The organism is Marinobacter flavimaris, from assembly GCF_002933295.1.
Classification (GTDB): Bacteria; Pseudomonadota; Gammaproteobacteria; order Pseudomonadales; family Oleiphilaceae; genus Marinobacter; species Marinobacter flavimaris.
In genome coordinates this window covers 365,882-392,538 of record NZ_PSSW01000003.1, presented here as the reverse complement: position 1 = coordinate 392,538, position 26,657 = coordinate 365,882, and the positions used below count along the sequence as shown (strand labels likewise).

28 protein-coding genes are annotated in these 26,657 nt (G+C 58.1%); 22 read left to right on the top strand and 6 right to left on the bottom strand.

Going from position 1 to position 26,657, the window contains the following annotated elements:
- Positions 1 to 16 precede the first annotated feature (16 nt).
- The 7 genes from MDHKLMBL_RS07860 (at position 17) to MDHKLMBL_RS07830 (ending at position 5,748) form a co-directional block, all read left to right on the top strand.
- Positions 17 to 715 carry an ABC transporter permease gene (locus tag MDHKLMBL_RS07860; protein WP_053113881.1) on the top strand — a complete coding sequence of 233 codons (699 nt, stop codon included), beginning with the start codon at positions 17 to 19 and terminating at the stop codon, positions 713 to 715.
- Entirely contained in the window at positions 712 to 1,455 is a 744-nt protein-coding gene (locus tag MDHKLMBL_RS07855) for an ABC transporter ATP-binding protein (protein WP_104270521.1), read from the top strand. The genes MDHKLMBL_RS07860 and MDHKLMBL_RS07855 overlap by 4 nt, the downstream gene beginning before the upstream one ends.
- A gap of 68 nt (positions 1,456 to 1,523) precedes the next feature.
- A complete protein-coding gene (locus tag MDHKLMBL_RS07850; RefSeq protein ID WP_104270520.1) occupies positions 1,524 to 2,330 on the top strand; it encodes an ABC transporter substrate-binding protein in 807 nt (268 codons plus the stop codon).
- A gap of 186 nt (positions 2,331 to 2,516) precedes the next feature.
- Complete coding sequence (gene fdhD, locus MDHKLMBL_RS07845; protein ID WP_053113876.1) at positions 2,517 to 3,386, top strand: formate dehydrogenase accessory sulfurtransferase FdhD; 870 nt, start codon at positions 2,517 to 2,519, stop codon at positions 3,384 to 3,386.
- Positions 3,387 to 3,398: 12 nt separating this feature from the next.
- Positions 3,399 to 3,986, top strand: coding sequence for a molybdenum cofactor guanylyltransferase MobA (gene mobA, locus MDHKLMBL_RS07840; protein WP_053113874.1), 588 nt, complete (start codon positions 3,399 to 3,401; stop codon positions 3,984 to 3,986).
- Positions 3,983 to 4,474 (top strand): molybdopterin-guanine dinucleotide biosynthesis protein B, encoded by a 492-nt coding sequence (gene mobB, locus MDHKLMBL_RS07835; protein ID WP_053113873.1) that lies wholly within the window; start codon positions 3,983 to 3,985, stop codon positions 4,472 to 4,474. Before mobA ends, mobB begins: the two co-directional genes overlap by 4 nt.
- Before the next feature lie 26 nt (positions 4,475 to 4,500).
- Positions 4,501 to 5,748: a molybdopterin-binding protein gene (locus MDHKLMBL_RS07830; protein WP_092031111.1), complete on the top strand. Its 1,248-nt coding sequence runs from the start codon at positions 4,501 to 4,503 to the stop codon at positions 5,746 to 5,748.
- On the opposite strand, the gene MDHKLMBL_RS07825 is transcribed toward MDHKLMBL_RS07830, so the two are convergent.
- Genes MDHKLMBL_RS07825 through MDHKLMBL_RS07810 form a run of 4 tightly spaced genes read right to left on the bottom strand, consistent with a single transcriptional unit; the run spans position 5,749 to position 9,768 of the window.
- Positions 5,749 to 6,225 carry a DUF6505 family protein gene (locus tag MDHKLMBL_RS07825; RefSeq protein ID WP_008177294.1) on the bottom strand — a complete coding sequence of 159 codons (477 nt, stop codon included), beginning with the start codon at positions 6,223 to 6,225 and terminating at the stop codon, positions 5,749 to 5,751. It lies immediately after the preceding gene.
- Complete coding sequence (locus MDHKLMBL_RS07820) at positions 6,222 to 6,926, bottom strand: biotin/lipoate--protein ligase family protein (RefSeq protein ID WP_008177292.1); 705 nt, start codon at positions 6,924 to 6,926, stop codon at positions 6,222 to 6,224. Before MDHKLMBL_RS07820 ends, MDHKLMBL_RS07825 begins: the two co-directional genes overlap by 4 nt.
- Positions 6,923 to 7,771, bottom strand: coding sequence for an Mrp/NBP35 family ATP-binding protein (locus MDHKLMBL_RS07815; RefSeq protein ID WP_008177290.1), 849 nt, complete (start codon positions 7,769 to 7,771; stop codon positions 6,923 to 6,925). The genes MDHKLMBL_RS07820 and MDHKLMBL_RS07815 overlap by 4 nt, the downstream gene beginning before the upstream one ends.
- A gap of 17 nt (positions 7,772 to 7,788) precedes the next feature.
- Positions 7,789 to 9,768, bottom strand: a complete 1,980-nt coding sequence (locus MDHKLMBL_RS07810; RefSeq protein ID WP_008177289.1) for a 4Fe-4S binding protein — start codon at positions 9,766 to 9,768, stop codon at positions 7,789 to 7,791.
- A gap of 143 nt (positions 9,769 to 9,911) precedes the next feature.
- Between MDHKLMBL_RS07810 and MDHKLMBL_RS07805 the strand changes: the two genes are divergently transcribed.
- From MDHKLMBL_RS07805 to MDHKLMBL_RS07765, 11 genes are all read left to right on the top strand, one after another.
- Complete coding sequence (locus tag MDHKLMBL_RS07805; RefSeq protein ID WP_039882167.1) at positions 9,912 to 10,490, top strand: DUF3305 domain-containing protein; 579 nt, start codon at positions 9,912 to 9,914, stop codon at positions 10,488 to 10,490.
- Complete coding sequence (locus MDHKLMBL_RS07800; RefSeq protein WP_104270519.1) at positions 10,490 to 11,116, top strand: DUF3306 domain-containing protein; 627 nt, start codon at positions 10,490 to 10,492, stop codon at positions 11,114 to 11,116. Before MDHKLMBL_RS07805 ends, MDHKLMBL_RS07800 begins: the two co-directional genes overlap by 1 nt.
- A gap of 109 nt (positions 11,117 to 11,225) precedes the next feature.
- Positions 11,226 to 11,837 carry a TorD/DmsD family molecular chaperone gene (locus MDHKLMBL_RS07795; protein ID WP_008177286.1) on the top strand — a complete coding sequence of 204 codons (612 nt, stop codon included), beginning with the start codon at positions 11,226 to 11,228 and terminating at the stop codon, positions 11,835 to 11,837.
- Positions 11,838 to 11,878: 41 nt separating this feature from the next.
- A complete protein-coding gene (locus tag MDHKLMBL_RS07790) occupies positions 11,879 to 12,070 on the top strand; it encodes a twin-arginine translocation signal domain-containing protein (RefSeq protein ID WP_008177284.1) in 192 nt (63 codons plus the stop codon).
- A gap of 90 nt (positions 12,071 to 12,160) precedes the next feature.
- Positions 12,161 to 15,046: a formate dehydrogenase subunit alpha gene (locus tag MDHKLMBL_RS07785; protein ID WP_053113865.1), complete on the top strand. Its 2,886-nt coding sequence runs from the start codon at positions 12,161 to 12,163 to the stop codon at positions 15,044 to 15,046.
- Between the two features lie 15 nt (positions 15,047 to 15,061).
- Positions 15,062 to 15,670 carry a formate dehydrogenase FDH3 subunit beta gene (fdh3B, locus tag MDHKLMBL_RS07780; protein WP_008177277.1) on the top strand — a complete coding sequence of 203 codons (609 nt, stop codon included), beginning with the start codon at positions 15,062 to 15,064 and terminating at the stop codon, positions 15,668 to 15,670.
- An 87-nt stretch (positions 15,671 to 15,757) separates the two neighbouring features.
- Complete coding sequence (locus tag MDHKLMBL_RS07775; RefSeq protein ID WP_008177275.1) at positions 15,758 to 16,930, top strand: formate dehydrogenase subunit gamma; 1,173 nt, start codon at positions 15,758 to 15,760, stop codon at positions 16,928 to 16,930.
- Positions 16,927 to 17,052: a hypothetical protein gene (locus MDHKLMBL_RS21280; protein WP_264752631.1), complete on the top strand. Its 126-nt coding sequence runs from the start codon at positions 16,927 to 16,929 to the stop codon at positions 17,050 to 17,052. The genes MDHKLMBL_RS07775 and MDHKLMBL_RS21280 overlap by 4 nt, the downstream gene beginning before the upstream one ends.
- On the top strand, positions 17,045 to 17,284 hold the full coding sequence (locus MDHKLMBL_RS07770; protein WP_053113861.1) for a sulfurtransferase TusA family protein: 240 nt from the start codon (positions 17,045 to 17,047) through the stop codon (positions 17,282 to 17,284). The genes MDHKLMBL_RS21280 and MDHKLMBL_RS07770 overlap by 8 nt, the downstream gene beginning before the upstream one ends.
- Positions 17,285 to 17,391: 107 nt before the next feature.
- Positions 17,392 to 17,532, top strand: a complete 141-nt coding sequence (locus MDHKLMBL_RS20890) for a hypothetical protein (protein WP_008177269.1) — start codon at positions 17,392 to 17,394, stop codon at positions 17,530 to 17,532.
- Between the two features lie 155 nt (positions 17,533 to 17,687).
- On the top strand, positions 17,688 to 17,939 hold the full coding sequence (locus MDHKLMBL_RS07765) for a hypothetical protein (RefSeq protein WP_008177267.1): 252 nt from the start codon (positions 17,688 to 17,690) through the stop codon (positions 17,937 to 17,939).
- Here MDHKLMBL_RS07765 and MDHKLMBL_RS07760 read toward each other — a convergent pair.
- On the bottom strand, positions 17,936 to 18,490 hold the full coding sequence (locus MDHKLMBL_RS07760; RefSeq protein WP_241956195.1) for a hypothetical protein: 555 nt from the start codon (positions 18,488 to 18,490) through the stop codon (positions 17,936 to 17,938). The two genes, MDHKLMBL_RS07765 and MDHKLMBL_RS07760, sit on opposite strands and share 4 nt — an antisense overlap.
- 333 nt (positions 18,491 to 18,823) lie before the next feature.
- Here MDHKLMBL_RS07760 and MDHKLMBL_RS07755 point away from each other — a divergent pair, with 333 nt between their 5' ends.
- From MDHKLMBL_RS07755 to MDHKLMBL_RS07740, 4 genes are all read left to right on the top strand, one after another.
- A complete protein-coding gene (locus tag MDHKLMBL_RS07755; RefSeq protein ID WP_104270517.1) occupies positions 18,824 to 20,749 on the top strand; it encodes a methyl-accepting chemotaxis protein in 1,926 nt (641 codons plus the stop codon).
- A gap of 126 nt (positions 20,750 to 20,875) precedes the next feature.
- Positions 20,876 to 22,450 carry an NADH-quinone oxidoreductase subunit L gene (locus tag MDHKLMBL_RS07750; RefSeq protein ID WP_104270516.1) on the top strand — a complete coding sequence of 525 codons (1,575 nt, stop codon included), beginning with the start codon at positions 20,876 to 20,878 and terminating at the stop codon, positions 22,448 to 22,450.
- Positions 22,450 to 24,813, top strand: a complete 2,364-nt coding sequence (locus MDHKLMBL_RS07745) for a YbcC family protein (RefSeq protein ID WP_104270515.1) — start codon at positions 22,450 to 22,452, stop codon at positions 24,811 to 24,813. The genes MDHKLMBL_RS07750 and MDHKLMBL_RS07745 overlap by 1 nt, the downstream gene beginning before the upstream one ends.
- Before the next feature lie 13 nt (positions 24,814 to 24,826).
- The gene (locus MDHKLMBL_RS07740) at positions 24,827 to 25,816 is read left to right on the top strand and encodes an L-threonylcarbamoyladenylate synthase (RefSeq protein ID WP_008177259.1); all 990 of its coding nucleotides are present in this window, start codon (positions 24,827 to 24,829) and stop codon (positions 25,814 to 25,816) included.
- On the opposite strand, the gene nei is transcribed toward MDHKLMBL_RS07740, so the two are convergent.
- Positions 25,813 to 26,655, bottom strand: a complete 843-nt coding sequence (gene nei, locus MDHKLMBL_RS07735; protein WP_104270514.1) for an endonuclease VIII — start codon at positions 26,653 to 26,655, stop codon at positions 25,813 to 25,815. The two genes, MDHKLMBL_RS07740 and nei, sit on opposite strands and share 4 nt — an antisense overlap.
- Between the last annotated feature and the right edge of the window lie 2 nt (positions 26,656 to 26,657).

Sequence of the window (26,657 nt, the reverse complement as noted above, 5' to 3'; positions counted from 1 at the left end):
ATAAGGAGACGCTGCTGTGGAAGATAATGCGTTTTACGTAGCGCTGTCGCTACTGGTGAATCTCGACGCCTCGCTGTACCAGATCGTGGTGCTTTCGCTGCAGGTTTCGCTTCTGGCAGTCCTGATAGCGGCAACGCTGGGTTTTCCGCTCGGTGCGGCAGTCGCGTTATGGCAGTTCCCCGGGCGCGGCGGGGTAATTGTGGCGTTGAACGCGCTCATGGGATTACCTCCGGTTGTGGCCGGGCTTGGCGTTTACCTGCTGCTGTCGCGGGCCGGGCCTCTCGGGGAGCTGGGGCTTCTGTTCACGCCCGGCGCCATGGTGATTGCGCAGGTGATTCTGGTATTGCCCATTCTCGCTGCGCTTTCCCGGCAAAAAGTGGAGGAGTTGCTTGGTGAATACCGGGAACAGTTTGTCTCTCTGGGCATGTCCAGGGCGCGCATGATGCCCACCCTGCTGTGGGATGCCCGCTTCGCCCTGCTGACCGTTCTGCTCGCAGGGTTCGGGCGGGCCAGCGCCGAAGTAGGCGCCGTGATGATGGTTGGCGGCAACATTGATGGTGTAACGCGGGTCATGACCACAGCCATCGTGCTGGAAACAAGCAAGGGCGCCCTGCCCCTGGCGTTGGGTCTGGGCATCGTGCTCCTGACCCTGGTTATGGCCATCAACGCAACGGCCTACATTCTGAGTGAAATGGCAAAAAGGCGCATGGGATGACTTCGTTGAACGTGCCTCTCAACAATTCGATCGAGCTCAGCGCACCCCCTTCGCTGCGTTTTGAAAACGTTGAGTTCAACCCTTTCGGGCACCGGCTCTTTGGTCCCTGCTCGTTCACGCTCGATGGCCCCGGCCCCACGCTGGTAATGGGCCCCAATGGCGCCGGCAAGAGCCTCATGCTGCGACTGGCGCACGGCCTGCTCACACCGACGGAGGGAGCCGTGACCTGGTCAGGTACCAGCGCGCCCCGGCAGGCCATGGTTTTTCAGACGCCCGTGCTTCTGCGCCGTTCGGCGCTGGCCAACCTCAGGCACGCACTGGCAGTCAACAACGTGCCACGCAGGCTGCGAACAGAACTGGCACTCGAAGCCCTGGCGCGGTTCGGTCTGTCCTCCTGCGCCGACACGCCCGCCCGGGTGCTGTCCGGTGGTGAAAAACAACGACTGGCACTGGCACGAGCCTGGTCGCTTTCACCGGCAGTGCTGTTTCTGGATGAACCCACCTCCGCACTGGATCCGGCTGCGATCAAGGCCGTGGAAGCCGCCGTGCAGGAATTTCACAAGCAGGGTACCCGCGTTGTAATGACCACGCACGATCTCCACCAGGCACGTCGACTGGCCGGCGACGTCCTGTTCCTTTCTGAAGGCAAAGTACAGGAGCACACATCCGCAGATATCTTTTTCCGAGCCCCTGTCTCGCGCCACGCACAAGCCTACCTCAACGGCGAGCTCGTAGCCTGATCCACCAATAAGAAACCGCATCGGACTACCGATTTCTTGATGAATGAATACCAAAAGGAGATAACAAGATGAAAAAGACACTTAACCTGGTTCTTGCAGCCGTCACTACCATGGGCCTGGCCTTCAGCGCCCATGCCGAAGATTACATAACGCTGGCCTCGACAACCTCAACCGAGAACTCGGGCCTGTTTGATTCGATACTGCCAAAGTTCGAGGACACCACTGGCATCGAAGTGCGCGTTGTCGCCGTTGGTACCGGCCAGGCCTTCGAAATCGCCCGCCGTGGTGATGCCGACAGCCTTCTGGTACACGACACCGCCGGCGAGAAACGTTTTGTGGAGAACGGCTACGCCACAGAGCGGGCCGACGTGATGTACAACGACTTTGTATTAATTGGCCCTGCCGATGATCCGGCCAACATCAGCGAAGCGAAAACCGCCGCTGAAGCGCTGTCTGCCATTGCCGAAACAGAGGCACCGTTTGCCTCTCGTGGTGACGACAGTGGCACCAACCGTGCAGAACTTCGCCTGTGGGAAAGTGCCGGTGTTGAACCGGGCGGCAGCTGGTATCGCGAACTGGGCAGCGGCATGGGCCCGACCCTGAACACTGCCGCCGCCATGGATGCCTATGTGATGTCAGACCGCGCAACCTGGGTCGCGTTTGAAAACCGCCAGAACCTGAAGCTGCTCTTCGAAGGTGACAAAGTGCTGTTCAACCAGTACGGCAGCCTGCTGCTTTCTGAAGAGAAGCACCCGCACCTCAAGCATGAGATGGCCGCAAAATGGCATAACTGGCTGCTGTCCGACGACGGACAGAAGGCAATTGCCGACTTCAAAGTAGACGGGCAGCAACTGTTCTTCCCGAACGCCCAGTAGGACAAATCGGGCAAAGTTCTAAGGCCCCTGGCCTGACCCGGTTTTACCCAAAGCAAAAGCCCCGGCATGGCCGGGGCTTTTTATTGGCTGAAAGCAGCTGTTTTTCCCGAATGCCAAATAAGCTAATCTCTGCCAATCTCCGTACAACTTCCATTCTGCGGCATTCATGAAACGGCTATAACAAAAATGACGATTGATCCCATACTTCCCGATCCCACGGATCCCCGGCTTTCCCGGCCGGTAGAAGGTGTTGACGAAAACGGCGAGGCCAAATCGATCAGCGTGATCGAAGAGCGCCCACTGACCATCTACCTGAACAGCCAGGAGATCGTCACGGCGATGACCATTGGCGATCACCCCGAGTACCTGGCCCTCGGCTTCCTGCTCAACCAGGGCATGCTGAAAGAGACCGATGAGGTCACCGGGATCGATTTTGATGAAGAACTCGAGGTTGCCGTGGTTCGAACCTCCAGCGTTACTGATGTCGAGGACAAGCTGGAAAAGAAAACCCGTACCTCCGGATGCGCGGTGGGCACGGTCTTTGGCGACATGATGGCCGGACTGAAAGGGCTATCTTTGCCAGACACCCCGGTACACACCAGCACCTTTTACGACCTTTCCTACCAGATCAACCACACACCCAGCCTGTACATGGAGACCGGCGCCATCCACGGCACCGCGCTTTGCCAGGGCCAGAAAATCCTGGCCTATATGGAGGATGTCGGGCGCCACAATGCCGTGGACAAGATTGCTGGCTGGATGCACCTGAACAATATTTCTGCGGCCGATAAAGTGCTGTACACCACCGGGCGACTCACCTCGGAAATGGTGATCAAGACATCGCTCATGGGCATTCCCACTCTTATCAGCCGCTCCGGCTTCACCGCCTGGGGCGTCGATATTGCCCGGCAAGTCGGGCTGACCCTGATCGGGCGGATGCGAGGCAAGAAATTCACCTGCCTGAGCGGCCAACACCGCCTGGTGTTCGATCAGGACCTCTCGCAGGTTCCCGATGAAGACAAAAAGCTGCGTCGAAAAGGGGCTCGGCATGATTGACGGAGGCACGGCGTGACCGATTGCGCAGTCATCCTGGCCGGCGGCCAGGCAAACCGGATGGGCGGCGGCGACAAAGGCCGGCTTATGCTTGGCGACCAGTCATTGATCCAGCGGGTTATTGAGCGAATCACGCCGCAGGTTGACGCGGTGGTACTGAATGCCAACGGCGATATACATCGGTTTGACGATCTGGGTTTGCCAGTGGTCGCAGACTCCATCGAGGGCTTTCCCGGCCCGCTGGCCGGTGTACTGGCCGGCATGGACTGGGCGGCCGAGCAGGGCCATGACTGGCTGATCAGCGTTGCCGCGGACACGCCCTCCTTTCCCCGGGACCTGGCCGAAAGACTGGCCGGATATGATACCCCGGTGGTACTGGCAGCCACGCCGGACGCCGAGCGGGGCCGACTGCCACAGCCAACCTTTGGTCGCTGGCAGGTATCCTTGCGCCACAACCTTCGGGCGGCCCTGAACGATGGGGTTCGCAAGATCCGCCAGTGGACTCAGGCCCAGGGCGAAACCCTGGTGGTGTTCAACGAGGGCGACTTTTTCAACATCAATACGCCGGAAGATCTGGCCTGGGCGGAGCAGAACCTGAAGTGAACGTCATCGGCATTGTAGGTTGGAAAAACTCCGGAAAGACCACCCTGGCCTCGGCCCTGATTCGTGAGCTGTCCAGTCGGGGGTTAACGGTGAATTCGATCAAGCATGCCCACCACATGGTGGATGTGGATCAGCCCGGAACAGACAGCTACAAGCACCGGGACGCCGGTGCCCGTGAGGTCATACTGGCCGGTGGTCAGCGCTTCGCGATCATGCACGAACTCCGGGGGGCAACAGAGCCAACGCTGGACGAATTACTGTCCCGGCTGGGCCCCTGCGACTGGGTGGTGGTGGAGGGTTTCAAGACCCACTCCCACGCCAAGATCGAGGTGCACCGGCGGGAGGGTTCGCGGTCACCGCTGTTCACCGAGGATCCGAGCATTGTTGCCGTGGCGTCGGACTACGCTGCCGAGTTCTCGGGACCCGTGTTCGACATCAACGATATCCCCGCCATCGCTGATTTTATTCTCAACCGTCAGCCAGCCTGAACAGCCCAACCAGGAGCCGAAGATCCATGAAACCGCTTCGCAACGACTGCTTTGCCCTACCCCCCGGCGTCAACTGGACCCCGGTTGAAGAGGCCCTTGAGCGTTTGCGTTCACGGTTACATCCTGTGGTGGAGATTGAGCGCGCCGTTCCCCTCTCCCAGGTAAACGGCCGCATCCTGGCAAACGATGTCCATGCGCCCCGGGCTCATCCCCCAAGCAACAATTCCGCCGTCGACGGCTATGCCCTGGCCGGACCGGTGACGGACGTGCCCTGCACCCTACCCCTGGTCGAAGGTCGCAGTGCCGCCGGTGAGCCATACACAGGCCAGGTGCCCGAAGGCCACGCAATCCGGATTCTGACCGGAGCGGTCATTCCAGCCGGCACAGATACCGTGGTTCTGGAAGAAGACTGCGATGTCGCGGATGGCCAGCTGCACCTGAACGGCACGCTAAAAGCAGGCGCCAATGCCCGCAAAGCCGGAGAAGACATAAAGGCAAAGGACAAGATCCTCACAACCGGAACCCGCCTGAGCCCGACCCAGATTTCGGTACTAGCCAGCGTGGGCGTGGAATCCGTCGACATCTATCAACGACTGCGAGTTGGTGTGCTGTCCACTGGTGATGAAGTGAAACCGGTCGGGGCAACTGTTACCGACTGGCAGATTTACGACGCCAACCGCCCTATGCTCAGCGCCCTGGTTTCGCAACTGGGCTACGAGCTCGTGGATCTAGGCCATGCGCTGGACCGGGCCGAAGAGGTGAAAGCAGCGCTTGAGCGCGGCGCGGAACACTGCGACCTGATCCTGACCAGCGGTGGCGTGTCTGCCGGCGACGAAGACCACGTGTCAAAAACACTGAAAGCCCATGGCGACATCAGCAACTGGCGCATCGCCATCAAACCCGGCCGGCCTCTGGCGCTCGCCATGTTCCAGGGCACGCCGGTCGTTGGGCTGCCGGGTAATCCGGTGGCCGCCTGGGTCTGTGCCCTGCGGTTTGGTGCTCCGGCCATGGCGTTGTTGGCAGGCGCGGAATGGTTTGAGCCACAGGCCTATGTGATGCCGGCCAATTTTTCCAAGAACAAAAAACCCGGGCGCAGCGAGATGCTGCGGGCACGGGTTCGGGATGGGCAGGTTGAGGTGTTCGGTTCGGAAGGCTCCGGCCGGGTGACCGGCCTGGCCTGGTCCGACGGACTGGTGGAACTGGATGAAAGCGCCCAGCAGATAGAGCCGGGCACCCCCGTGCGGTTTATTCCCTACGGCAGCTTCGGGCTGTAATCAGTCAACGCTGCCGTGCACCGCAAAGGCCTCCAGTGAAGCATCCTGCGGCCCCCGGGAACGGTAGGTTTCCTCGACACCCAGCTCGGTCAGCGTGCGGCTGACCATCAGCAAGGTGTTGTCCTCGAAGTCTTCACACATGTTGCGCATCTGATCGATTTCTGCACAGGCCACCGGATAGGCAGCATCAATACTCGGCGCGCCATAATGGTCAACAAATGTCTGGGCGAGGGTTCGTCGCACCTGCTCCAGTTCCGGCTCGGTGATATTGCATACACCCACGAAACTGGCGCGGCCGCCAGACTCAATGCTGTACCAGCCATTAGTGAACGCCTGGCGGGCTTTCCCTTTCAGGTCTGCTTCGGTCCAGTTGGAAAACTCGAAGCCACCGGAGATCGCCCATTCGCCGCTGGGCGCAGGCTTTTCAAATACGTTCTCGTCCGATATATCCAATTGCAGGGTTCGGGCCAGCTTCATACGTGCTCCGCGAATTCAATCAAGCTCAATGTCTCGGTCATCACATCCTGACGCAACAGCATCCGGCCTTTCTCATCCAGGCCAACAAAAAGTCCGGGCCGGGGCCGTTCGATTGTCTTGCCCAACGTGTCACAGCGGGGCCGCCATTCGTTGTGCACCCGCTCGAAGCCACTGTCCATAAAGTAGGTCAGCCACAACAGCGTGTGTTTGGACCAGCTTTCCAACAGGGCCATGGGCGTGATTTCAACGCAGCCTTCTTCGTACAGACAGGTTTCGTTCGGATTTTCTCCCGGCTCGTCGGTCATCGGGATAAAGGGCACCTCAACGCCAATGACCAACCAGTTAGGATGCGCTTTCGGATCAGACACGTCCGCAGCAAACCGGACGCTTCCGCAGACAGCTCCGTTGACCTTGATGCGGTCGGGCCATACAAAGTGTACGGGGACTTCGGGCGGGGCCAGAGCACCCAGACTCTCGGCCAGACCTATCTGGGCGACATAGACCGCCTGAATGGCCTCTTCCAGGGGTGTTTCCGGCGCCAGCACCAGGGCCGCACGCAGGCTGTCGCCTTGCTCGGAGTAGAACACCGTGCCGGAGTCAACGCCCGCAATGGCCCGGCTCACGGCCTTGTCAAAAGGGTCGGTGTGCCTGGGTACCACCTCCCCGGTCAGTAACGGTGGGAACTGGGGTGTATCGATCATTGGATGGCCCGGGCGTAGACGTCAGAGGCAACAATTTCATCGGCGATGCGCTGGAACGCTTGCGCCTGGGGACTATCCGGCTTGGATACCACAATCGGCACTCCGCCATCCGATCCCACCCGGATATCGAGATCCAGCGGAATCTCTCCCAGGAACGGCGAACCGAGTTTCTCGGCTTCCGCCCGCGCGCCACCGTGTCCGAACGGATGGTGCTCTTTGCCGCAGCCATCGCAGATAAACGAGGCCATGTTTTCAATCAACCCGAACAGCGGCACATCCATCCGCTTGAACATATCAATACCCTTGCGGGCATCCATCAGGGCGATGTCCTGGGGCGTCGAGACGATAACCGCTCCTGCAACAAAGAACTTCTGGCTCAGGGTCATCTGGACATCGCCCGTGCCCGGCGGCAGATCCACCAGCAGCACATCCAGCCGTCCCCATTCCACCTGGTTCATCATCTGTTGCAGGGCGCCCATCAGCATCGGCCCGCGCCAGACGATGGCTTCGTCTTCCGGGGCCATCAGGCCCAGGGACATCAGCGTTACGCCGTGGTTTCTCAGCGGCAGGATGGTGCTTCCATCCGGGCTGGACGGCCGACCGGAAACCCCCAGCATGCGGGGCTGGCTCGGGCCGTAGACGTCGGCGTCCAGCAGGCCGACCTTGAGACCTTTCGAGGCCAGGGCAACCGCCAGGTTGGACGACACGGTGGATTTGCCAACGCCACCCTTGCCCGAGGCGATGGCGATGATCCGATCAACGCCCCTGGGGTTTTTGTCCTGAGGCCGGGGAGCGTCGGTTCCGATCAGGTTCGGTTTTTTTCCTACTTCGGTGTACTCAACCATGATGTGTCCTGTTGTTTTTAGCTGTCCAGATAATCATCACTGGTGCGGACCCTGGGGCGTTCACCGGCCGCCATGGGTGCGTTGTCACCATGGAACTGGGATTTGACCCGACAGTCGTCGCACATCTTGATCAGCTGCACGTTATCAGAGTTCTTGTACATCCAGTGCTGGTTTTCCAGTTTCTCGACGATCCGGTTAATGGTGCTGGCAACGCCGAACGGGGTTCCGCACTTGATGCATTCGAATGGCTCCTCACCGTGCAATGCCCGGGCACTCAGCGCCGCCTTGGACACATCCAGCTGGGGCTTCAGGGTGATGGCGGTCTCAGGGCAGGTACTCTCGCAGATACCACACTGGACACAGGCGTTTTCCGTGAACTGGACCTCGGGGCGATCCGGGTGGTCACCAAGGGCGCCCGTCGGGCAGAGTGATACACAGGCAAGGCAGAGCGTGCATTTATCGGAATCAATTTCGATCGCACCGTATGGCGCGCCTACAGGGAGCGGAATCGGCTCTTCGATCTTGTCCGACATCGCAGCCACTGTCACCCGTGTGATATCCCGGCGACCGCCAACCAGCAGAACCGGATCGCTCACTCGCCCGGCATTGTCACCCGCATCGCAGAGTTCGATGGCGGAAATGACCCGCACCCGGCTCGGCGAGTTGTGGGTGCCTTTGAGCATGGCCTGGGCCAGTTCCACTTCCGCAGTCACCGCCCGGCGATCCAGCTCATTGTCCGCAAGGATCAGAACCTCGGCGTAGCCGGCGCCGAACGCCGCCATGATTTCAGCGTGCCCAATCCGGTCGACATGCTCGAGCCCCATCGGGATCAGATCATCCGCGAGGCCATTATCGTAGCGGGCCAGGTTGGCAATGGCCTCTGTGCCAGCCTCCAGGGTATGGAACACCAGGCGTGGCGATTCGTGAGTATGCTCGCGATAGACCTTGGCCATCACTTCAACAGCCTTGGTGATCGCCTCGAATGGCGTCTCATTCATGGTCACCGCAGAGGTGGGACAAACGGCGGCGCAGGAGCCACAGCCGGCGCAAATGTCCGAATCGATCTGAATATGGTCGCCAAAGGAGAAAATGGCTTCCGTCGGGCATACATCCAGGCAACGGGTACAACCGGGCTTGTTGGCCCGGGAGTGCGCGCAGAGCGACTCTTCGAGCCTGAAGTACACGGTTTTTTCGAACTCACCCACCATTTCCCTGGCCGTCAGGGCAATGCGCTCCAGCTCGCCGGTCTTCTTCGGGTCGGCCCAGAAGTAACCGTTGCGCTTCTCGTGGCTGGGAAATGCCGGGGCACCGCCACGCAGATCGATGAACACGTCGCATTCGCTGCGGGCGGTGGGCTTGGCTGCCTCATAACCCAGCTCACCGCGACCGGCCGGATGCAGGGGTTGCAGGTGCGCAAATTCCAGCTTGAAATTGCCCAGTGCGCCGTAGGCGCCCGTCAACTGCCCTTTGGCCACGTCGTAGGCAGCAGATGGCAGCTGGATCGGGCCTGCATCATTAACAATGCAGGTCACGCCCAGTTCGTCCTGCACCAGTCCGGCCATCCTTATGGCCTGTTCGGTGGGACCCACAATGCAGCACACGCCGCTGGACTGGATGGTTTTTGCCGGCGCCATTGGTGCCGGCAGCTGGGCAGCGGCAACCAGGGCGGCCTGCTTGGCGTGCAACCGTTCGGGCTTCGCGTCGGGGGCACTCCAGCCGGCGCGATCCCGGATATCAATGGATTGGAGCGGCGCTGAGTGCTGGGTCTCGGCGTAAACGTCCTCCGCAAGGCGCTCGAAAAAAGCCGCCTGCTGGCCACAGGCAATAAGCACGTCACTGCTGGCGCCCAGGTGCTCGGCGGCAATACTCATTTCGTTGCCGCACAGTTGATCCACTGCGATGACCTGATCCGCGGCCGCGGCTTTGCGCAGGGCCTCTGAATCGAAGGTCTGTGATTTGTCGCAGCTACATAGTAATAGGGTCTTGGATGCCGTCATCAGGAGTTTGACTCTTTCGTTGTTTTTATACGTGTACGTTTCCGTATCGCTTTTCGAGCATGCCACAGGCATTATCTTTTGGACAATTGGATAATCGTTTGTGCCCTGCTATTTTTACGCTATAACAAAAAATGAGAAGCACCATGAGTAGTCGTACAGATCAATGGCAACGCGAATTGAAGGTCGGCGCCGTCGTTCGCCGGTCTCCGGGGGTCACTCGTTGGGCAAAGGTTATCTGGAAGCCTGTTGCCGTCATACCGGGGGCGCCTGAGGCGTTCTGGAAAGAAATGGTTCGCGAGGGCGACGTGGTCGATTACCACGCGGGCACGGTTACGATGGAGCTGTTCCGGGCCGATGTTGAAGGCTATCTGGTCTCCCTGAACATGGCTGCCCCTTCGGTCTGGATCATCCTGGACAAAGATGTAACGAGCCAGTCGCCGTCCGGGTGGGTTGTCAGCACCGTCACAGCCAGCGCCCATGAGGCTCTGGATGCCCTCGACAGTGGCGAAAGCATTGTCGAGGCGGTTCCTATTCCTGAATCCCTTGCAGCCTGGATAAAAGAGTTTATCGATATGCACTATATCGAGGAGCCGTTCAAAAAACGTCGTCGCGACGAAGTCCGCGTGGATGGCGTTGAGGACGCCAAGGGCGACCCGCGCATTCGCCAGGAAAGCGACGTTTACCGTGCCCCTGCGAACATCAAAAAGCCGAGAATTCAGTAATGGCCGAATCAAGACTCCAGCGTTGGGCTCGCAAGAAGGCCGAAGCCGCCAAGCGCCCGGAACCATCCCCTCCTCCGGTTATCGAGACTGAGCCAGCCCCGGAGGAGCAGGAACTGGCAATCAATGAAGCATTGCCGGAACACGAGCTGCTAGAGAAGTATGGCCTGCCTGACCCGGAAAACATTGAACTGGGTACGGACATCACCGGTTTCATGCGCAAGGAAATTCCGGAGTTCCTCCGCCGCAAGGCCCTGAGGGGACTCTGGAAATCCAACCCGGTACTGGCCGTTCTGGACGGCCTCAATGATTACGATGAGGACTACACACTGGCCTCGACGGCCGGACAGACGGTGAAAACTTTATACAAGGTTGGAGAGGGGCTCGTCGACAAAGCCAAAAAAGCCGCGGACGTCGTGGACGATCAGTCGGAAAAGCAGGCAGTCTCATCGTTGGCAGAGCCTGATTCCACAACCGCCGAGGAACCGGATTCTGAGGACAGTCCCGAACTGGAAGATATGGCAACGCCGACGGAACTTCCCGAGCAGCAGCTTGCCCAAGAAGAGGCGACCTACTCGGAAGAGGAGCCGGAACCACGATTCCGTCCTCGTATGCGTTTTGACTATTAGCAGAATACGTTTCAGCTATTAGCAAATTAAAGGTCGGTCAGGCCAATATTCTGGATTGTGTACTAGAATAGCGTGACAGGCCGCACATAATAATTAGAAGGAACAGGAATTGAGTAACACTGCGGAAATCCAGTGCCCGCGTTCGATCTCTGAAGAAGATCGTGCCAGGGCCCAGATCTATCAGCTGCTTGGCGTCCTGCTTGTAGACCCGCCCTCCAGTGAATTGCTGAAGGGGCTGGCTTCATTACAAGGCGACGAGACGCCCCTCGGTTCGGCCTGCAAAAACTTGGCAGCCCTCGCCGAACGCACCAACCCATATGACGCCGAGAGAGAGTTCAACAATCTGTTTGTCGGACTCGGTCGCGGAGAACTGCTCCCCTATGCCAGCTACTACCTCACTGGCTTCCTGAATGAGAAGCCCCTGGCGGAGCTGCGTACGGATCTCATGACCCGCGGTATCAAATCCCGCAGCGACGTAAAGGAGCCGGAAGATCACATCGGCACCCTCTGCGAAATCATGGCGGGCATCATCACCGGGGAATTTCCATGCGACAGCGGACTGCCGTCGCAAAAAGCATTTTTTGATGCCCACCTGGCAAAGTGGGCAGCCTTGTTTTTTACCGACTTGGAAGAAGCGCAAAGCGCCATTTTTTACGCACCAGTGGGTTCGCTCGGTCGAGCCTTCATGGCGGTAGAAGCCGACGCCTTTGCAATTCAGTAACCGGGATCTCAAGGTCCCATAAACCCAGGGGGAGGTGTCCAATGGACAACCCGAAGCGTGAAAACAGCCGTCGCCGTTTCCTGCAAATGGCCGCTGCTGCAGCACCGGCTGCGGTGGCAATGACGGTTGCACCGAACGCCGCAGCGGAGGTCGTCAGACAAGACGCGCCGAAAAGCCGCGGTTTACGTGATACCGAACACACACGTAAGTATTTCGAATCGGCTCGCTTTTAACGGGGATTTGAGTTGATCGAGGTTGCGAAAGGCCCTTGAGAGATTCAGCTTTCCGAAAAAACGAGAATAATAAAGAGAGAGGTAAACGACATGTTAAGGAAGAAGACCAACGGGGTAGCGAAAGGCTCCCGTGCAGGCTCTTTGCTTTCTTCTCTCGCTGCCAAGACTCTGGACCGTCGTCAGTTCCTGACAACGTCTGGCGTGGCAGTGGGTGGTCTGGCCGCACTGTCGCTGTCATCGGGACGGGTTGAAGCTGCGGCCCCAACGACCGGGGGTGGCGAAGTCGTCGTCAAAAAATCCGTTTGTACGCACTGTTCGGTAGGCTGCACGGTCGAGGCTGAAGTGCAGAATGGAACATGGATCGGGCAGGAACCAGGCTGGGACAGCCCCTTCAATCTGGGTGCTCACTGCGCCAAAGGCGCTTCCGTACGGGAGCATGCCCACGGCGAGCGTCGTCTCAAGTCGCCCATGAAAATGGTCAACGGCCAGTGGCAGAAGATTTCCTGGGATACCGCCATCAACGAAATCGGCGACAAGATGCTCGAAATTCGTGAGCAAAGCGGTCCCGATTCGGTCTACTGGCTGGGCAGCGCAAAGTTCAACAACGAGCAGGCCTACCTGTTCCGTAAGTTTGCGGCCTACTGGGGCACCAACAACGTGGACCACCAGGCTCGTATCTGCCACTCCACCACCGTCGCCGGCGTAGCCAATACCTGGGGCTACGGCGCAATGACCAATTCCTACAACGACATCCACAACTCCAAAGCCATCTTCATCATCGGGGGTAACCCTGCCGAAGCGCACCCGGTCTCGCTGTTACATGTGCTTAAGGCGAAGGAAGAGAATAACGCACCTCTCATCGTCTGCGATCCGCGTTTCACACGCACTGCCGCGCACGCCGATGAGTTCGTCCGTTTTCGTCCGGGCTCCGACGTTGCGCTGGTCTGGGGCATACTTTGGCACATTTTCGAAAACGGTTGGGAAGACAAAGAGTTCATCCGCACCCGGGTGTGGGGCATGGATGAGATTCGTGAGGAAGTAAAACGCTGGAATCCGGAAGAAGTCGAGCGTGTAACCGGCGCTCCGGGCGCTCAACTCGAGCGTGTGGCCCGCACTCTGGTCAACAACCGCCCGGGTACCGTTATTTGGTGCATGGGTGGTACCCAGCACACCAATGGTAACAACAACACCCGGGCCTACTGCATTCTCCAACTGGCACTGGGCAACATGGGCGTTGCTGGCGGTGGCACCAACATCTTCCGGGGGCACGACAACGTTCAGGGTGCTACCGACTTGGGCGTGCTCGCCGACACTCTGCCCGGCTATTATGGTCTGTCCGCTGGCGCCTGGGCCCACTGGTCAAGAGTCTGGGAAGAGGATCTGGACTACCTGAAAGGCCGCTTTGCCGTGTGGGACAAGAACGGCAAATCCAAAGCCATGATGAACGAGAAAGGCATTCCGGTATCCCGATGGATTGACGGTGTCCTGGAAGCCAAAGAGAACCTGGAGCAGCCAGACAACACCCGGGCCATGGTGCTGTGGGGCCACGCGCCCAACTCCCAGACCCGTATGACGGAAATGAAGGAAGCGATGGAAAAGCTCGACCTGTTGGTTGTAGTGGATCCCTTCCCGACCGTTTCTGCCGTACTCCACGATCGCAAAGAGGGTGCCTACCTGCTGCCCACGACCACCCAGTTCGAAACCTACGGCTCGGTAACCGCGTCGAACCGTTCTCTGCAGTGGCGAGAAAAAGTAGTAGAGCCGCTGTTCGACTCCAAGGTCGATCATGAAATCATGAAGCTGTTTGCGGACAAGTTCGGCTTCACCGATCGCATGTTCCGCAACATTGCCATTGATGGAGACGAACCGTCGATTGAGGACATCACCCGCGAGTTCAACCGTGGCATGTGGACCATTGGCTACACCGGCCAGTCCCCTGAGCGCCTCAAGAAGCACATGAAATATCAGCACCACTTCGACAAGACTACGCTGCGTGCAGTCGGTGGACCTTGTGATGGTGATTTCTACGGCTTACCGTGGCCTTCATGGGGCACACCGGAGATGAACCATCCGGGCACTGCCAACCTGTACGACATGTCGTTGCCGGTTTCCGAAGGCGGCCTGACGTTCCGGGCCCGCTTCGGAGTCGAGCGTGATGGCGAAAGCCTGTTGGCAGATGGCGTCTACTCGAAGAACTCCGAGATCAAGGACGGCTACCCGGAATTCACCATGCAGATGCTAATGGATCTGGGCTGGGATGGCGATCTGACGGCTGAGGAGCGGGCCAGCATTGAAGCCGTGGCCGGCCCGGAAACCAACTGGAAGACAGACCTGTCTGGCGGCATTCAACGTGTGGCAATCAAGCACGAGTGCGCACCTTTCGGTAATGCCAAGGCCCGCACCGTGGTCTGGAACTTCCCGGATCCGATACCGCTGCATCGCGAACCGCTATATACCAACCGTCGTGATTTGGTTAAGGATTACCCGACATACGAAGACAAGACTTTCTGGCGGGTGCCTACCCTGTACGAGTCCATTCAGAAGAACGACTTCAGCAAGGAGTTCCCGATCATCCTTACCTCCGGCCGTCTGGTCGAATATGAGGGTGGTGGTGATGAGACTCGCTCAAACCCCTGGCTGGCTGAATTGCAACAGGAAATGTTCATCGAGGTTAACCCACGCGATGCCAACAACCTGAACATCCGTGACGGCAATGATGTCTGGGTTTCCGGCCCCGAAGGCGCGCGGATCAAGGTCAAGGCCATGGTGACCGAACGTGTCGGAGAGGGGGTGGCCTTCATGCCATTCCACTTTGGCGGGCACTATCAAGGCAAGGACCTGAGGGACAAGTATCCCAAGGGCGCAGACCCCATCGTTCTGGGCGAATCCACCAACACGGTTCAAACATACGGGTATGACTCGGTCACGCAGATGCAAGAGACCAAAGCCACCCTGTGTTCGATTATGCCGGCATAACAAGAGGTGTAAATCATGGCACTTGAGGGAAAAGCACGCGCAAAATTCCTGGTCGATGCCGAACGCTGCATCGAATGTAATGCTTGCGTAACGGCCTGTAAGAATGAGAATGAAGTCCCCTGGGGTATCAACCGCCGGCGCGTGGTGACCATCGGAGATGGTAAGCCTGGCGAACGCTCGATCTCGGTAGCTTGCATGCACTGTTCAGACGCGCCTTGTATGGCCGTTTGCCCTGTGGATGTCTTCTACCAGACCGAAGACGGTATCGTGTTGCACTCCAAGGATCTGTGTATTGGTTGTGGGTATTGTTTTTATGCCTGCCCCTTCGGTGCGCCTCAGTTCCCCCAGGCGGGCAACTTTGGCAGCCGGGGCAAGATGGACAAATGCACGTTCTGTGCAGGCGGCCCTGAAGAAGACAATTCAACAGCTGAGTTCACCAAGTACGGCCGCAACCGCATTGCCGAGGGCAAGCTGCCAATCTGTGCCGAAATGTGCTCGACCAAAGCGCTGCTGGCCGGTGATGGCAGCGAGGTGGCAGACATCTATCGCCAGCGTGTGGTGAGCCGTGGTTTCGGTTCCGGCGCCTGGGGATGGGGCACGGCCTATGGGAAGAAGGTCCCTTAAGCCCGCCATGAGTTTCGGGGCCCCCCGGGCCCCGCAAAACTCATGGCGGCAACGAACTCTTCTTCTTGATTCTTTTGGGGTGCTCGCATGAAGCGTAAGTTGTTAGGTGCTGTCGTCCTTGCACTGGCGACACTGGTGTTTAATCCTGTCTGGGCGCAAGAGGCCCCCGCGGTTGATCGCACGTCTACCGGGGGTGCTCAAACCCTGGAAGACATCCTGGCTCGTCAAAAACAGTTGGAAATTGACGAGTCTTTTCGCTCGGAAAACCTGGGTAATCCTGCCAATGCGGCACCGATCAGTGGTCGACTCGGCACCCTGGGAGGGCGCTCGGATTCCGACATCTATCGTGCCATTCGATACAACAAGATTGACCCCAGTACCCAGGCCCGGGGGCCTGCCGCTGACGTCCTGATCCAGGACGGAGGCATACCCTGGTACAAGTTACGAGAGGGGCCGGTCATCACTTACGGTGGCAGTGCAATCCTGGCTATCATTGCGCTACTGGCAGTGTTCTATTTTGTGCGCGGAAGAATCAAAATCACAGGCGGCCCTGCGGGCACCACGGTTGAACGATTCAAAGCCATCGAACGATTTGGTCACTGGCTGTTGGCGGGCTCGTTTGTCGCATTAGCTATAACGGGGTTAATCACCTTGATGGGTCGCAGTTTCCTCATTCCGGTTATGGGGCCCGAGGCCTTTGCCACTCTGGCTGCCGGCTCCAAATGGCTTCACAACAACATTGCGTGGGCCTTTATGTTGGGGCTGGTGATGACCTTCTTCATGTGGGTGGCGCACAACATCCCCAACAAGCTCGATTGGCAGTGGCTCAAAGTGGGCGGCGGCATCTTCACCAACGCCCATCCGTCAGCGAGGAAGTTCAACGCCGGTCAGAAAATTGTTTTCTGGACCGTGATGTTGCTGGGTTTTTCAGTCTCGTTGTCGGGCCTGTCATTGTTGTTTCCGTTTGAAATTCCAATGTTTGCCAAGACGTTTGGCGTCGTGAACACTGTTTTGGGAACGGATTTGCCGACAGTGCTGACGCCGCACGAAGAGATGCAGTATGCCAACATCTGGCACTCTATCGTGGCGTTCGTGATGATGCTGGCCATCATTGCCCACATCTACATCGGCTCGGTCGGCATGGAAGGTGCCTTCGACGCTATGGGTAACGGCCAGGTTGATCTCGAATGGGCTCGTCAACACCACGATCTGTGGGTCGCTGAGGTTGAAGCCAAACAAGGCAAAGGAGGTTCGTCGTGAAGGTAATGATTTCGGCTTTTATCGCGGCCCTGCTCATTGCCACGGCTGCACCAATGGTGCTGAACCAATTTGGCTGGTCGTCGGCGGAACAAACCAGCGCAGAGAGCGTTCGCCTTGACTGATCAGTCCGAGGTATACCAGATCGACGCCGTCGGTCTGGTATGTCCTCTCCCCATCCTGCGCTTCAAAAAACGGACCAAAGACCTGCCCGGCGGAACACTGGTCGATTTCCTGGCAGATGACCCCACCGGCCGAAAGGACCTTCAGGCCCTCTGTGATATCACCGGCCACCGGATTGAATGGACCAGAGAAGAAGAAGCTGGCGTCACTCGTTACCGCATTTCCCTGGCATAAAACGGCATCGAAATCGTCAATCTTTTCCTACACTTCACCACGCCCTCTTGGAAAATCAGGCGCCAACCCCCTATCTTAAATTAGGACTCCTAATAATTGGAATTCCGATGAGTTCAGACCCACTGTGGGAAATGATGATGCCTGAAAATGTCGAGGGACTGGCCCGGTCGATTCCTGGTGCTGCGGAAACCATGACCTTCTGGAGGCACGAGTGGCGGATCAAGTCAGCATCCGGTGTTGTGAAATGACTGAGTGGTACCGGCACTCCCAAACAGCGTGAAAACGGAGACATATGCTGGAATAGCGTGATCATTGATGTAACACGGGAACGTCAGATCCATAGCAAGCAAACCACCGTAAGCCTACCCTCATTTCTATTTAATACAGACTAAAAGGCCAAACAATGAGCGACAACAGTCGACCGGTAATTCTGACTGCCCGGCAAATAAGATTCCTGCAGGACCTGATCCTCGAAAAGCAGTACCAGCTTGCCGCTCAGCAGTCAGAGAATCAGCAGAGCACTGATTACAGTCAACTCAGCGAGCAGATGAGCCACACAACAGATCTGCTGATGCAGCTGACCGACGCATTGCCGGAAGATTGCGCAATTCCCCTCCAGGAAACTCCGGAAATCCCGGCGAGCACCTGCCCCTAGTGACCACCTCGTGGATGCTTGCGGGCTTCCAGGTTACCCAGCGACATTTTCACGTCTCGATCCGAAAGTTCTGGAAGATCGTCAAAATTCGAAACTCGCGGAAATTTCGAATCGATCACAGTCGCCAGCGTATCGTCGATGCACAGGGTGTCTGCCACGGCCTGATGACAACCGGGCATCAGGATTGCCCTGATCTCGCCGATTTCTCTTGTTCCCGTCTCAACGTCTCCGGAGCGACTGGCGCTGATCACGGTGAGCTTTTCGGCCCAATCCACAGCGCGGCCATCAACAGGTTTCGCCTCAATCCGCTCACAGGCTGTCAGGGTTGCTTCAAGCAACGTTCGGAAGTTAGCTGATTCAGCCAGCCGCTCGGCCTTTTCGCGAGCACTGCGATCTTCGTCAGGCACCAATAGTATGTAGGGCGTATTATCAACAAAGACACCCCAGTAGTCGGCCGCAATGGCTTCGGGTTTCGGGTAATAAACCCCAGCGGTCAGGGTCGAGTGCTTTTTCCTTCGAGCCAGGAAAGCGCCCTTTTTTTCACAATCCAATTCTTTGCCTCGGTCTTTTCCGGTTTTCACTTCTTGCACGCGTCGTCCGGGAATGCCCATTGAACGATGAGCTCGAGCTCCATCGATGGATCATTTCGTGGACGCCGAAATATGGTGATTGCAAGAAGGTTTTACAAACCCGCAGCCAGGCCTGTGCCTCCGGAGCGACATTTCTGCTCTCTTGGCAGCACATACGCGTCGTAATTTCTGGAATCATTCACGAATGACGAAATAATGATTAACGAAGCACCGATCCTGGCCGATATAAAAAAAGATCGCAGTGGTTTGCGTGCTCCAATACTCCGTCCGGCTTATAGATTCTGGGGAATCAGAATGTCTATTAGAAAACTGTTCATCGTCTCGATTGCCGTTGTTCTGCTGGTCATCGCATTGCTCGCAAGCATTGTGATCGCTTTGAACACGCAGAAAACGATCACGGCAGACGTCGCTGAAAGGCAGAGTGATCTTGTCGAGGAGATCACCGGAATGCTCTCCATCACCGACGAGCTCATGTCAAAACGGGTGAAGAATTCTCTGAATCTGCTGATTGAGCGTGGTCAGCAAATGGGAACCGCCAGGGTTCAGGGAACGGAACCCGTCGCAGGCAAATCGGCGCCAGCACTGTTTCTGGGCGACACCATGATCAACAACAATTTTGATCTGGTGGACGGGATTACCCAGGTCATGGACGGCACAGCCACACTCTTCGTTCGCGACGGGCAGGACTTCGTGAGGGTTTCCACGAACGTCAAGAAAGATGATGGATCCCGTGCCATCGGTACCAAGCTGAATATGGCGGGCGCCGCCGGGCAGGCCATCAGCCGAGGCGAAGCTTACTTCGGGCAGGTCGATATCCTCGGCAACCCCTACCTCACCGCGTACAGCCCGATCCGTAACGCCTCAAACCAGATTATCGGCATCTGGTATGTGGGCTATTCAGCGGACCTTGAAGAACTTGAAGCGGCCATCACCTCATCCAGCCTGCTGGAAAGAGGATTTCTCGCCCTGGTGGACGACAAGAATCGACTGCGCATGCACTCCAGCTCCATTGAGTCCGATCCACTGCAAAACCTGCTGGAATCTGAGCCGGAAGACTGGAACCTTGCACGTACTGCGTTCGATGCCTGGGGGTACCAGATTATCACCGGCTACTCGGAAGACGAAGTGGCAGCCATGGTTCGCAATCAGACCATCAAGACGGTCATGGCAATTTTGATCGGCGGACTGGTGCTGATCGGCTGCCTGAGTGCCCTGGCACAACTGGTTGTGGCTCGACCTCTCCAAAAAATGATCGATGCCATCAACGACATTGCCAGCGGCGAAGGCGACCTGACGGTGAGGTTCAATGCAACCGGCAAGAGCGAATTGGACGTCATGGCCCAAGGCTTCGATCGCTTGCTAGACCGGTTACAAACTACAATTTCAGAAACCAAAAGATCCTCGGAAAGCCTGCTTGAGGCCTCGTCGAGTCTAAGGGGCATAGCATCAGACTCCGCCACCGTCGTCTCGCAACAAACCGAGGAGACCGAGCAGGTTGCAACCGCCATGAATGAGATGACAGCAACCGCTCAAACTGTTGCCGAAAGCGCCTCCAGGGCTGAAAACATTGCCAAAGAGGCGGATGGTCTGGCCGAAAGTGGCCAATCGCTCATTGCCAAAACCACGGCGAAAATACAGAGCCAGCTCGACAACAACCAGAGCTCAGTGCAAACCAGTGCTTCGCTGAGAGCTGCATCGGATAACATCGGCAATATTCTTTCCGTCATAGAAAACATTTCGGAACAGACTAATCTCCTGGCGCTTAATGCAGCGATTGAGGCAGCGCGAGCCGGAGAACACGGCAGAGGTTTTGCGGTGGTGTCAGACGAAGTCAGAAACCTGGCCCGTCGGACCCAGGAGTCCATCAAAGAGATCCAGGACCAGATCAATCACCTGCAGGAAGGCGTTGCCGGTGTTACCGACGTTATTGAGGTGGGCAGTCAGCTAGCAACTGAAACCAACGACATGATCCGCGAAACCGGCAACGCGATCGAGGCACTGCGCGAGGGCGTTCGAACCATTCGGGACACCAACATTGAAATGGCAAGCGCCGCCGAGCAGCAGAGCCAGGTTTCTGAGGACATCAACCAGCGCCTTGAGCACATTCGGCAAATGGCTGGTAGCAGCCAGGAGAACGCCGCATCAACCAATGAGGCGGCAGAAACGTTGAAGCAACTAGCGGAAAAACTGAAGTCTCAATTGGACTCTTACAGGACCTGACCCAGTTTCCATACCCGGCAATCATTCTTAAATAACGAACGAATCGATCGGATATATATATTTTTGTTCACAGCAAAAGCCTCGGATACTACGCGTATTAAATACTCCTGATTCCGAGGCCCTCGCATGTTCGATGTTCAGGCGATCGAATCCTTGTTCTCACTGCTGGTACCGCTGCTTTTCGGTGCCGGAGCAGTCGCGACCGGATTGGCAACCAACCAGAGCAACCTTCTCGCACGGTCATTGACCTTCAAGCTTGCCTTTGTATCGGCTTTGGCCGCCGCAATCGGAAGTTGGTGGTGGCCGGTCGATGGCGTCTGGTTCAGTCACGCGCCTCTGGCCTCAATCATGTTGCTGCTTATCACTTTGCTGGGAATGGTGCTGGGACGCTTCTCGGAGAGGTATCTTGCGGGGGATCCCGGCCAGCGCCGATTTATGATCTGGCTTCAGGTGATCCTCGCCAGCGTTGCCATGATCGCCATCACCAATCATTTGCTGGTGTTCCTCGTCAGCTGGATTGCCATCAGCGTAAGCCTGCACCAGTTGCTGATGTTCTTTCCTGATCGCCCGCGCGCCGCCCTGGCCGCGCACAAAAAATTCATCTTTGCGCGAATTGCGGAGTTCTGCCTGGCACTGGCGTTCCTTCTGCTTTATGTCCAGTACGACACGCCCTTTATTGATCGGATTCTGGTCCAGGTATCCGGTGCAACAGAGGTGCCCGCCGGCGCCCAGATCGCTGCGGTTTTGATGGCCGTGGCTGCTTTGCTCAAATGCGCACAGATGCCGTTCCACGGTTGGCTGATTCAGGTGGTGGAATCACCCACGCCGGTTTCTGCCCTGCTTCACGCTGGCGTTGTGAACCTTGGCGGTTTCCTGATGATTCTGATGGCACCGCTCATTTCAGAAGTAAGCGCCGCCCAGTGGCTGCTGCTTGCAGTGGCAGGGCCCACGGCGGTGTTTGCCAGCCTTGTTATGATGACCCGTATTTCCATCAAGGTAAGACTGGCCTGGTCAACCTGCTCCCAGATGGGCTGGATGCTGGTTGAGTGCGCTCTGGGGCTGTACGAGCTGGCACTCCTGCATCTGGTTGCCCATTCTGCTTACAAGGCCCACACCTTCCTGAACGCCGGCAACACCGTTGAGTTGTCGATGAAAAAACGCCTGGTTACCGTCAATGAGCCCGGGGCAAAACAGTGGCTGGCCGCTGCCGCCCTGGCCGGCCTGTTCATGCTGCCGACTGTTTTTCTGTCCAATGAGACCAGCACAGCACACATGTTTTCATGGCTTGTCCCGGGCATCGCCCTGACGATTCTGCTCTCAGAATTCCTGTCGGCCGGGGGCGGCGTTGTAACGGTCGGGCGTGGCCTGATTATCGGCGCCGCCTTCTGGGCATTGTACTGGCTTCAGAAAACCTTCTTCGGCATGGTGCTCGCCCCACCGGAGAGCCAGGCAAGCCTGCTGGAAGTGGTTTTTGTCGCGGCCCTTATCGCAATCCTGGTACGCGGCTACTACCAGATTCGCTACCACCGTTTCTCACCCGCAGGCGCCAGGCTTTACCGGTTCCTGTTCGCCGCGGGCTACCTCGATGAGTGGTCCACCCGTCTGACCCTGAAAATATGGCCTGCCAAACTGCCTGATGTCGTGCGGCCGCGAGCCGTGGTCAGCGTGTCTTCAACCTCTGGTTCCAGGGAGTCCGCATAATGTTAGCGTCGAACCTTAATGCCACCACCGAAGCAACCACTCATACACCAGATTGGCAGGCGGCCGTCACCGATGCCTGCGCGCGAATCGCGCCCTCCTGGCCATTGGATCAGATGATCGCCGTGAACCCGTTCTGGGAAATGCGGGACCTGCCATTCACCAGGGTCGCTTCGCGCATGGCGGCACTCAATGGCACCTGCTGCCAGAATCAGGCCGCGCTTGCCGGGCAGGGCAACGGCCCGGCAGCCGCGGAGACCGCCAGCATGCCCGAACACTGGCAGAACCTGAGCGCCCAGCTGGATCGCAATCGCGACACCGCCCATCAGGTAGGCTGGCAGGATGAAGTTGTGCATCAGATAAGCCAGTTCTGCGGCGACTATTTCCAGCGTCTGGATGCCGGTGATTTCAAGGCGGATGCCCAGGACCTTTACCATAGCTGGCTGCAAATGACCCGGGCTGACCGCGGCATTGCCATTGTTATGGGAGAACCATCCCTGCCCTCCCAGTTTCAGGTGTTGCCGGATCAGCATGAAAAACTGATTACCGATGCCCTCGAAGCCCTGGCATCCCAACCGGACTATGCGCCAGATTATGCCCATGCGCTCCTCCTGGATATCAACGGCTGGTCATCCTGGGCCGCCTACTTGCGGTGGCAAGCGCGACTCAGTGGCCACGAGGAAGACCTGCTGCCGGGTCTACTGGCCATCCGACTGGCCTGGGAGCTCGCCATATGGCGGCACGTCCAACACGTTGGCGGGGCCATCTTCGCCGAACTGAAACAGGGGTGGCTCAAACAGTGGTACGCCTGGCCAGAGATGCTGCAGACCCATGAACAATCTCAAACCACAGGCTGGCGCCAGCAAACAGAGGCTGAGTCGGCCTACCAGGCACAGCTGGCTGAAAAGCTTCTCACCAGGCCTGAAAATGAGTCGCAAGGGCATCAGCCACTCAAGCTACAGGCGGCATTCTGCATTGATGTTCGCTCGGAGGTCTATCGTCGCGCGCTGGAAGCCCAGAACCCCGCAATCCAGACCCTCGGGTTTGCCGGATTCTTCGGCCTCCCGATTTCGTATCGTCCCAAGGGCACCGACTTTTGCCGGCCGCAATTGCCGGGCTTGCTGGCGCCGGCGCTCGAGGTTACTGAGGCCGAACCTGCCGGCAGTTTCAGCCGGCAGTCATTAGCCAACCACTCCCACTGGTCACAGTTTTCCAACGCCGGCCCGGCGAGCTTCAGCTTTATCGAGAGCATGGGCCTGGCAGGTCTGGGACGCATGGTTCGCAAAACCTTTTTTGGCAAGTCCTCGGATAACCCGGTCGATCAACTCCATAAGGGACAGACCGAGTTCGAGATCCGCCAGAACGGGACCCTGCTGGGCGCTGCGGAGAAAGCGGAGTTGGCCGGGGGTATTCTCCGGGCCATGACCCTGACTCATGATTTTGCGCCCACCGTTCTCCTTGTTGGGCACGGCAGTAGTACGCGTAACAATCCCCATGCAGCGGGCCTCGACTGCGGCGCCTGCGGCGGACAGACCGGTTCGGTAAATGTTCGCGTACTTGCCGGCATCCTGAACGACAAGGACGTGCGTGCGGCCCTGGCTGAGCAGGGGATTTTGATCCCCTCCGAAACCCGGTTCGTGGGGGCACTGCATAACACAACCACCGACGAGGTCGAGTGCTCAGGTGATGTTCCCGACGAGATCCGGGGTTTCCTGGCCAATGCCGGCGCCCAGGCACGTCGTGAACGCGCCCTGCGGCTTGGTATCGCAAACGAGAGCGATGTTGACAGCGCCATCAAAAAGCGCAGCCAGGACTGGTCCGAAGTGCGCCCGGAATGGGGTCTTGCCGGCAACGCCAGCTTTATCGTGGCGCCTCGCTCGGCGACGCGACACCTGGATCTGGGTGGCCGCAGCTTCCTGCACGACTACCGCTGGCGCGAGGATGAGGGTTTCAGCATCCTCGAACTGATCATGACCGCACCCATGGTAGTCACCCACTGGATCAACCTGCAGTACTTCATGTCCGTTACCGACAACCTGCATTACGGCAGTGGCAACAAGGTCCTGCACAATGTGGTTGGCGGGCACCTTGGCGTTTTCGAAGGCAACGGCGGCGATTTGCGAATCGGTTTACCGCTGCAGTCGGTACACGATGGCCAGCGTTGGGTTCACGAGCCCCTGCGCCTGAGCGTTTACCTGGCCGCACCGAAAGAAGCGATTGCCGAGATCGCCCGGAAACACAAGGTCGTAAAGGATTTGATCGGTAACGACTGGCTGTATCTGTTCCGGATCAACGACGAGCACACCTCGATAGAGCGTTTTTATCAGAATCAATGGCAAACTGTTGCCTGTGACTCCAATCGGTAAACCCTGAGACCTTATGCCCGCAACCATCAAGTTAGACGCGACCCAATCCGCTGACGTTGAGAAAGCCGCCAGCCTGCTTCTTGCCGGCCATCTCGTTGCTGTGCCCACCGAGACTGTCTATGGCCTCGCGGCCGACGCCAGCAACGAACAGGCGGTCAGAAAAGTGTTTGAAGCAAAGCAGCGCCCGGTCGGACACCCTCTGATCGTGCACGTTGCGTCACCTGACAGGGTCAGACTCTGGGTCGACCACCTGCCGGAGACCGCCAGGCAGCTGATCAAGGCATTCTGGCCGGGGCCACTCACACTGCTACTGCCAAAGAAAAGCGGCGTCAGCGATTTCATTACCGGCGGCAACCCGGGCGTGGCGGTCAGGATGCCGGCGCACCCGGCCACGCTGGCAACCATGGAGCAGCTCGGCCGGGATCTGGTTGCCCCATCTGCGAACCCCTATGGCAGGATCAGCCCGACCACCGCAGAGCACGTGCTCGCGGGCCTGTCCGGAAAGATCGAGGCGGTTCTGGATGGCGGGGACTGTTCAGTGGGCATTGAATCCACCATTGTCGACCTCACCGGCGACACGCCAGTTATCGCCCGGCCCGGGCAGATCGCACAGAGCGATATCGAAGCCTGCTTGGGAATCACGCTCGCCCCGGGCAAAAGCGCCAGTCAGGCGGTGCCGGGGAGCGTAAAGCGCCACTACCAGCCTGTTACGCCTACGGTTGGAGTGGCCACGGATCAATTCGCCCGGCTTCTGCCCGAAGTTACATCGGCAGGCGAAAAGATTGGCGTGATCTGGTGGCAGTCGCCCCCAGACGAGCGGGCATCCGAGGCCATTATGCTCAGCGCCGATCCGAACGAATACGCTCGCATGCTCTACACCGCCATGCACTCGATGGACAAGGCAAACGTCGATCGGATCGTGATTGAGCTTCCGCCCAGGGAAAGCCAATGGCTGGCCGTCCACGATCGGCTGGGACGGGCCTGTACCGAACAATTCGCCTAAGCCGGCGTGCCCTGGCATGCAGGGCAGTAATACAGGCGCCGGCTGGCCATCATGGTTTTAACTAGCGGCGACGCGCAATCGTGGCAGCGTTGGCCATCGCGGTTGAACACCATGTGTCGGCGCTGCCCGAACGTCCATCCTTCTTTTTTGAGCCGCTCTGCCCGCTCGGGCGGATTGGTGATGCCCTTCAACCGATAGGTTCGCTGCACCAGGGTCAGGATGGCCTCGGCCAATTTCGACTGCTGATCGGCGTCCAGATCACGGGGCCGTGCCCGGGGTGAGACACCCGCTTCAAAGAGGATTTCCGAGCGGAGGTAATTACCGATTCCGGCAACGAACGCCTGGTCCAGCAGCAAACCACCCAGGTTCCGGCCCCGGAAACGCTTGTCGTCAAACACCGCCAGAAGCTGATCGACGCTGACATCCTGATTGAGAGGGTCCGGCCCGAGCCGTGACAGATAAGGAACCTCACTTAATTGATCAGGCCGAACCAGTTGGATGTCGGAGGCACTGTATAATCGGGCGGCTTTCTTCGGACCTATAATGGCAAATCTCAACTGCCGATTTGTGCTCGGCTCCCGATCGGGTGTGCCCATGCGCCACTTGCCATAGAGCTGGTTATGGCTGTAAACGCACCACGGCCCGTCTTCATCCGTGGCCTCAAAAAATACCAACACGGCTTTACTCCGCGCTTCCACCCTCTCAACTCTGCGTCCCCGAAGGGCACTCTCAAAGGGTTTCAGGTGCTCAAAGGCAAAGAACACCGATTGCGCTGTCTTGCCGCCAACGGCCTTATGGATGTCGTCGACCATGCGGCGTATTTCGGGACCCTCGGGCATGC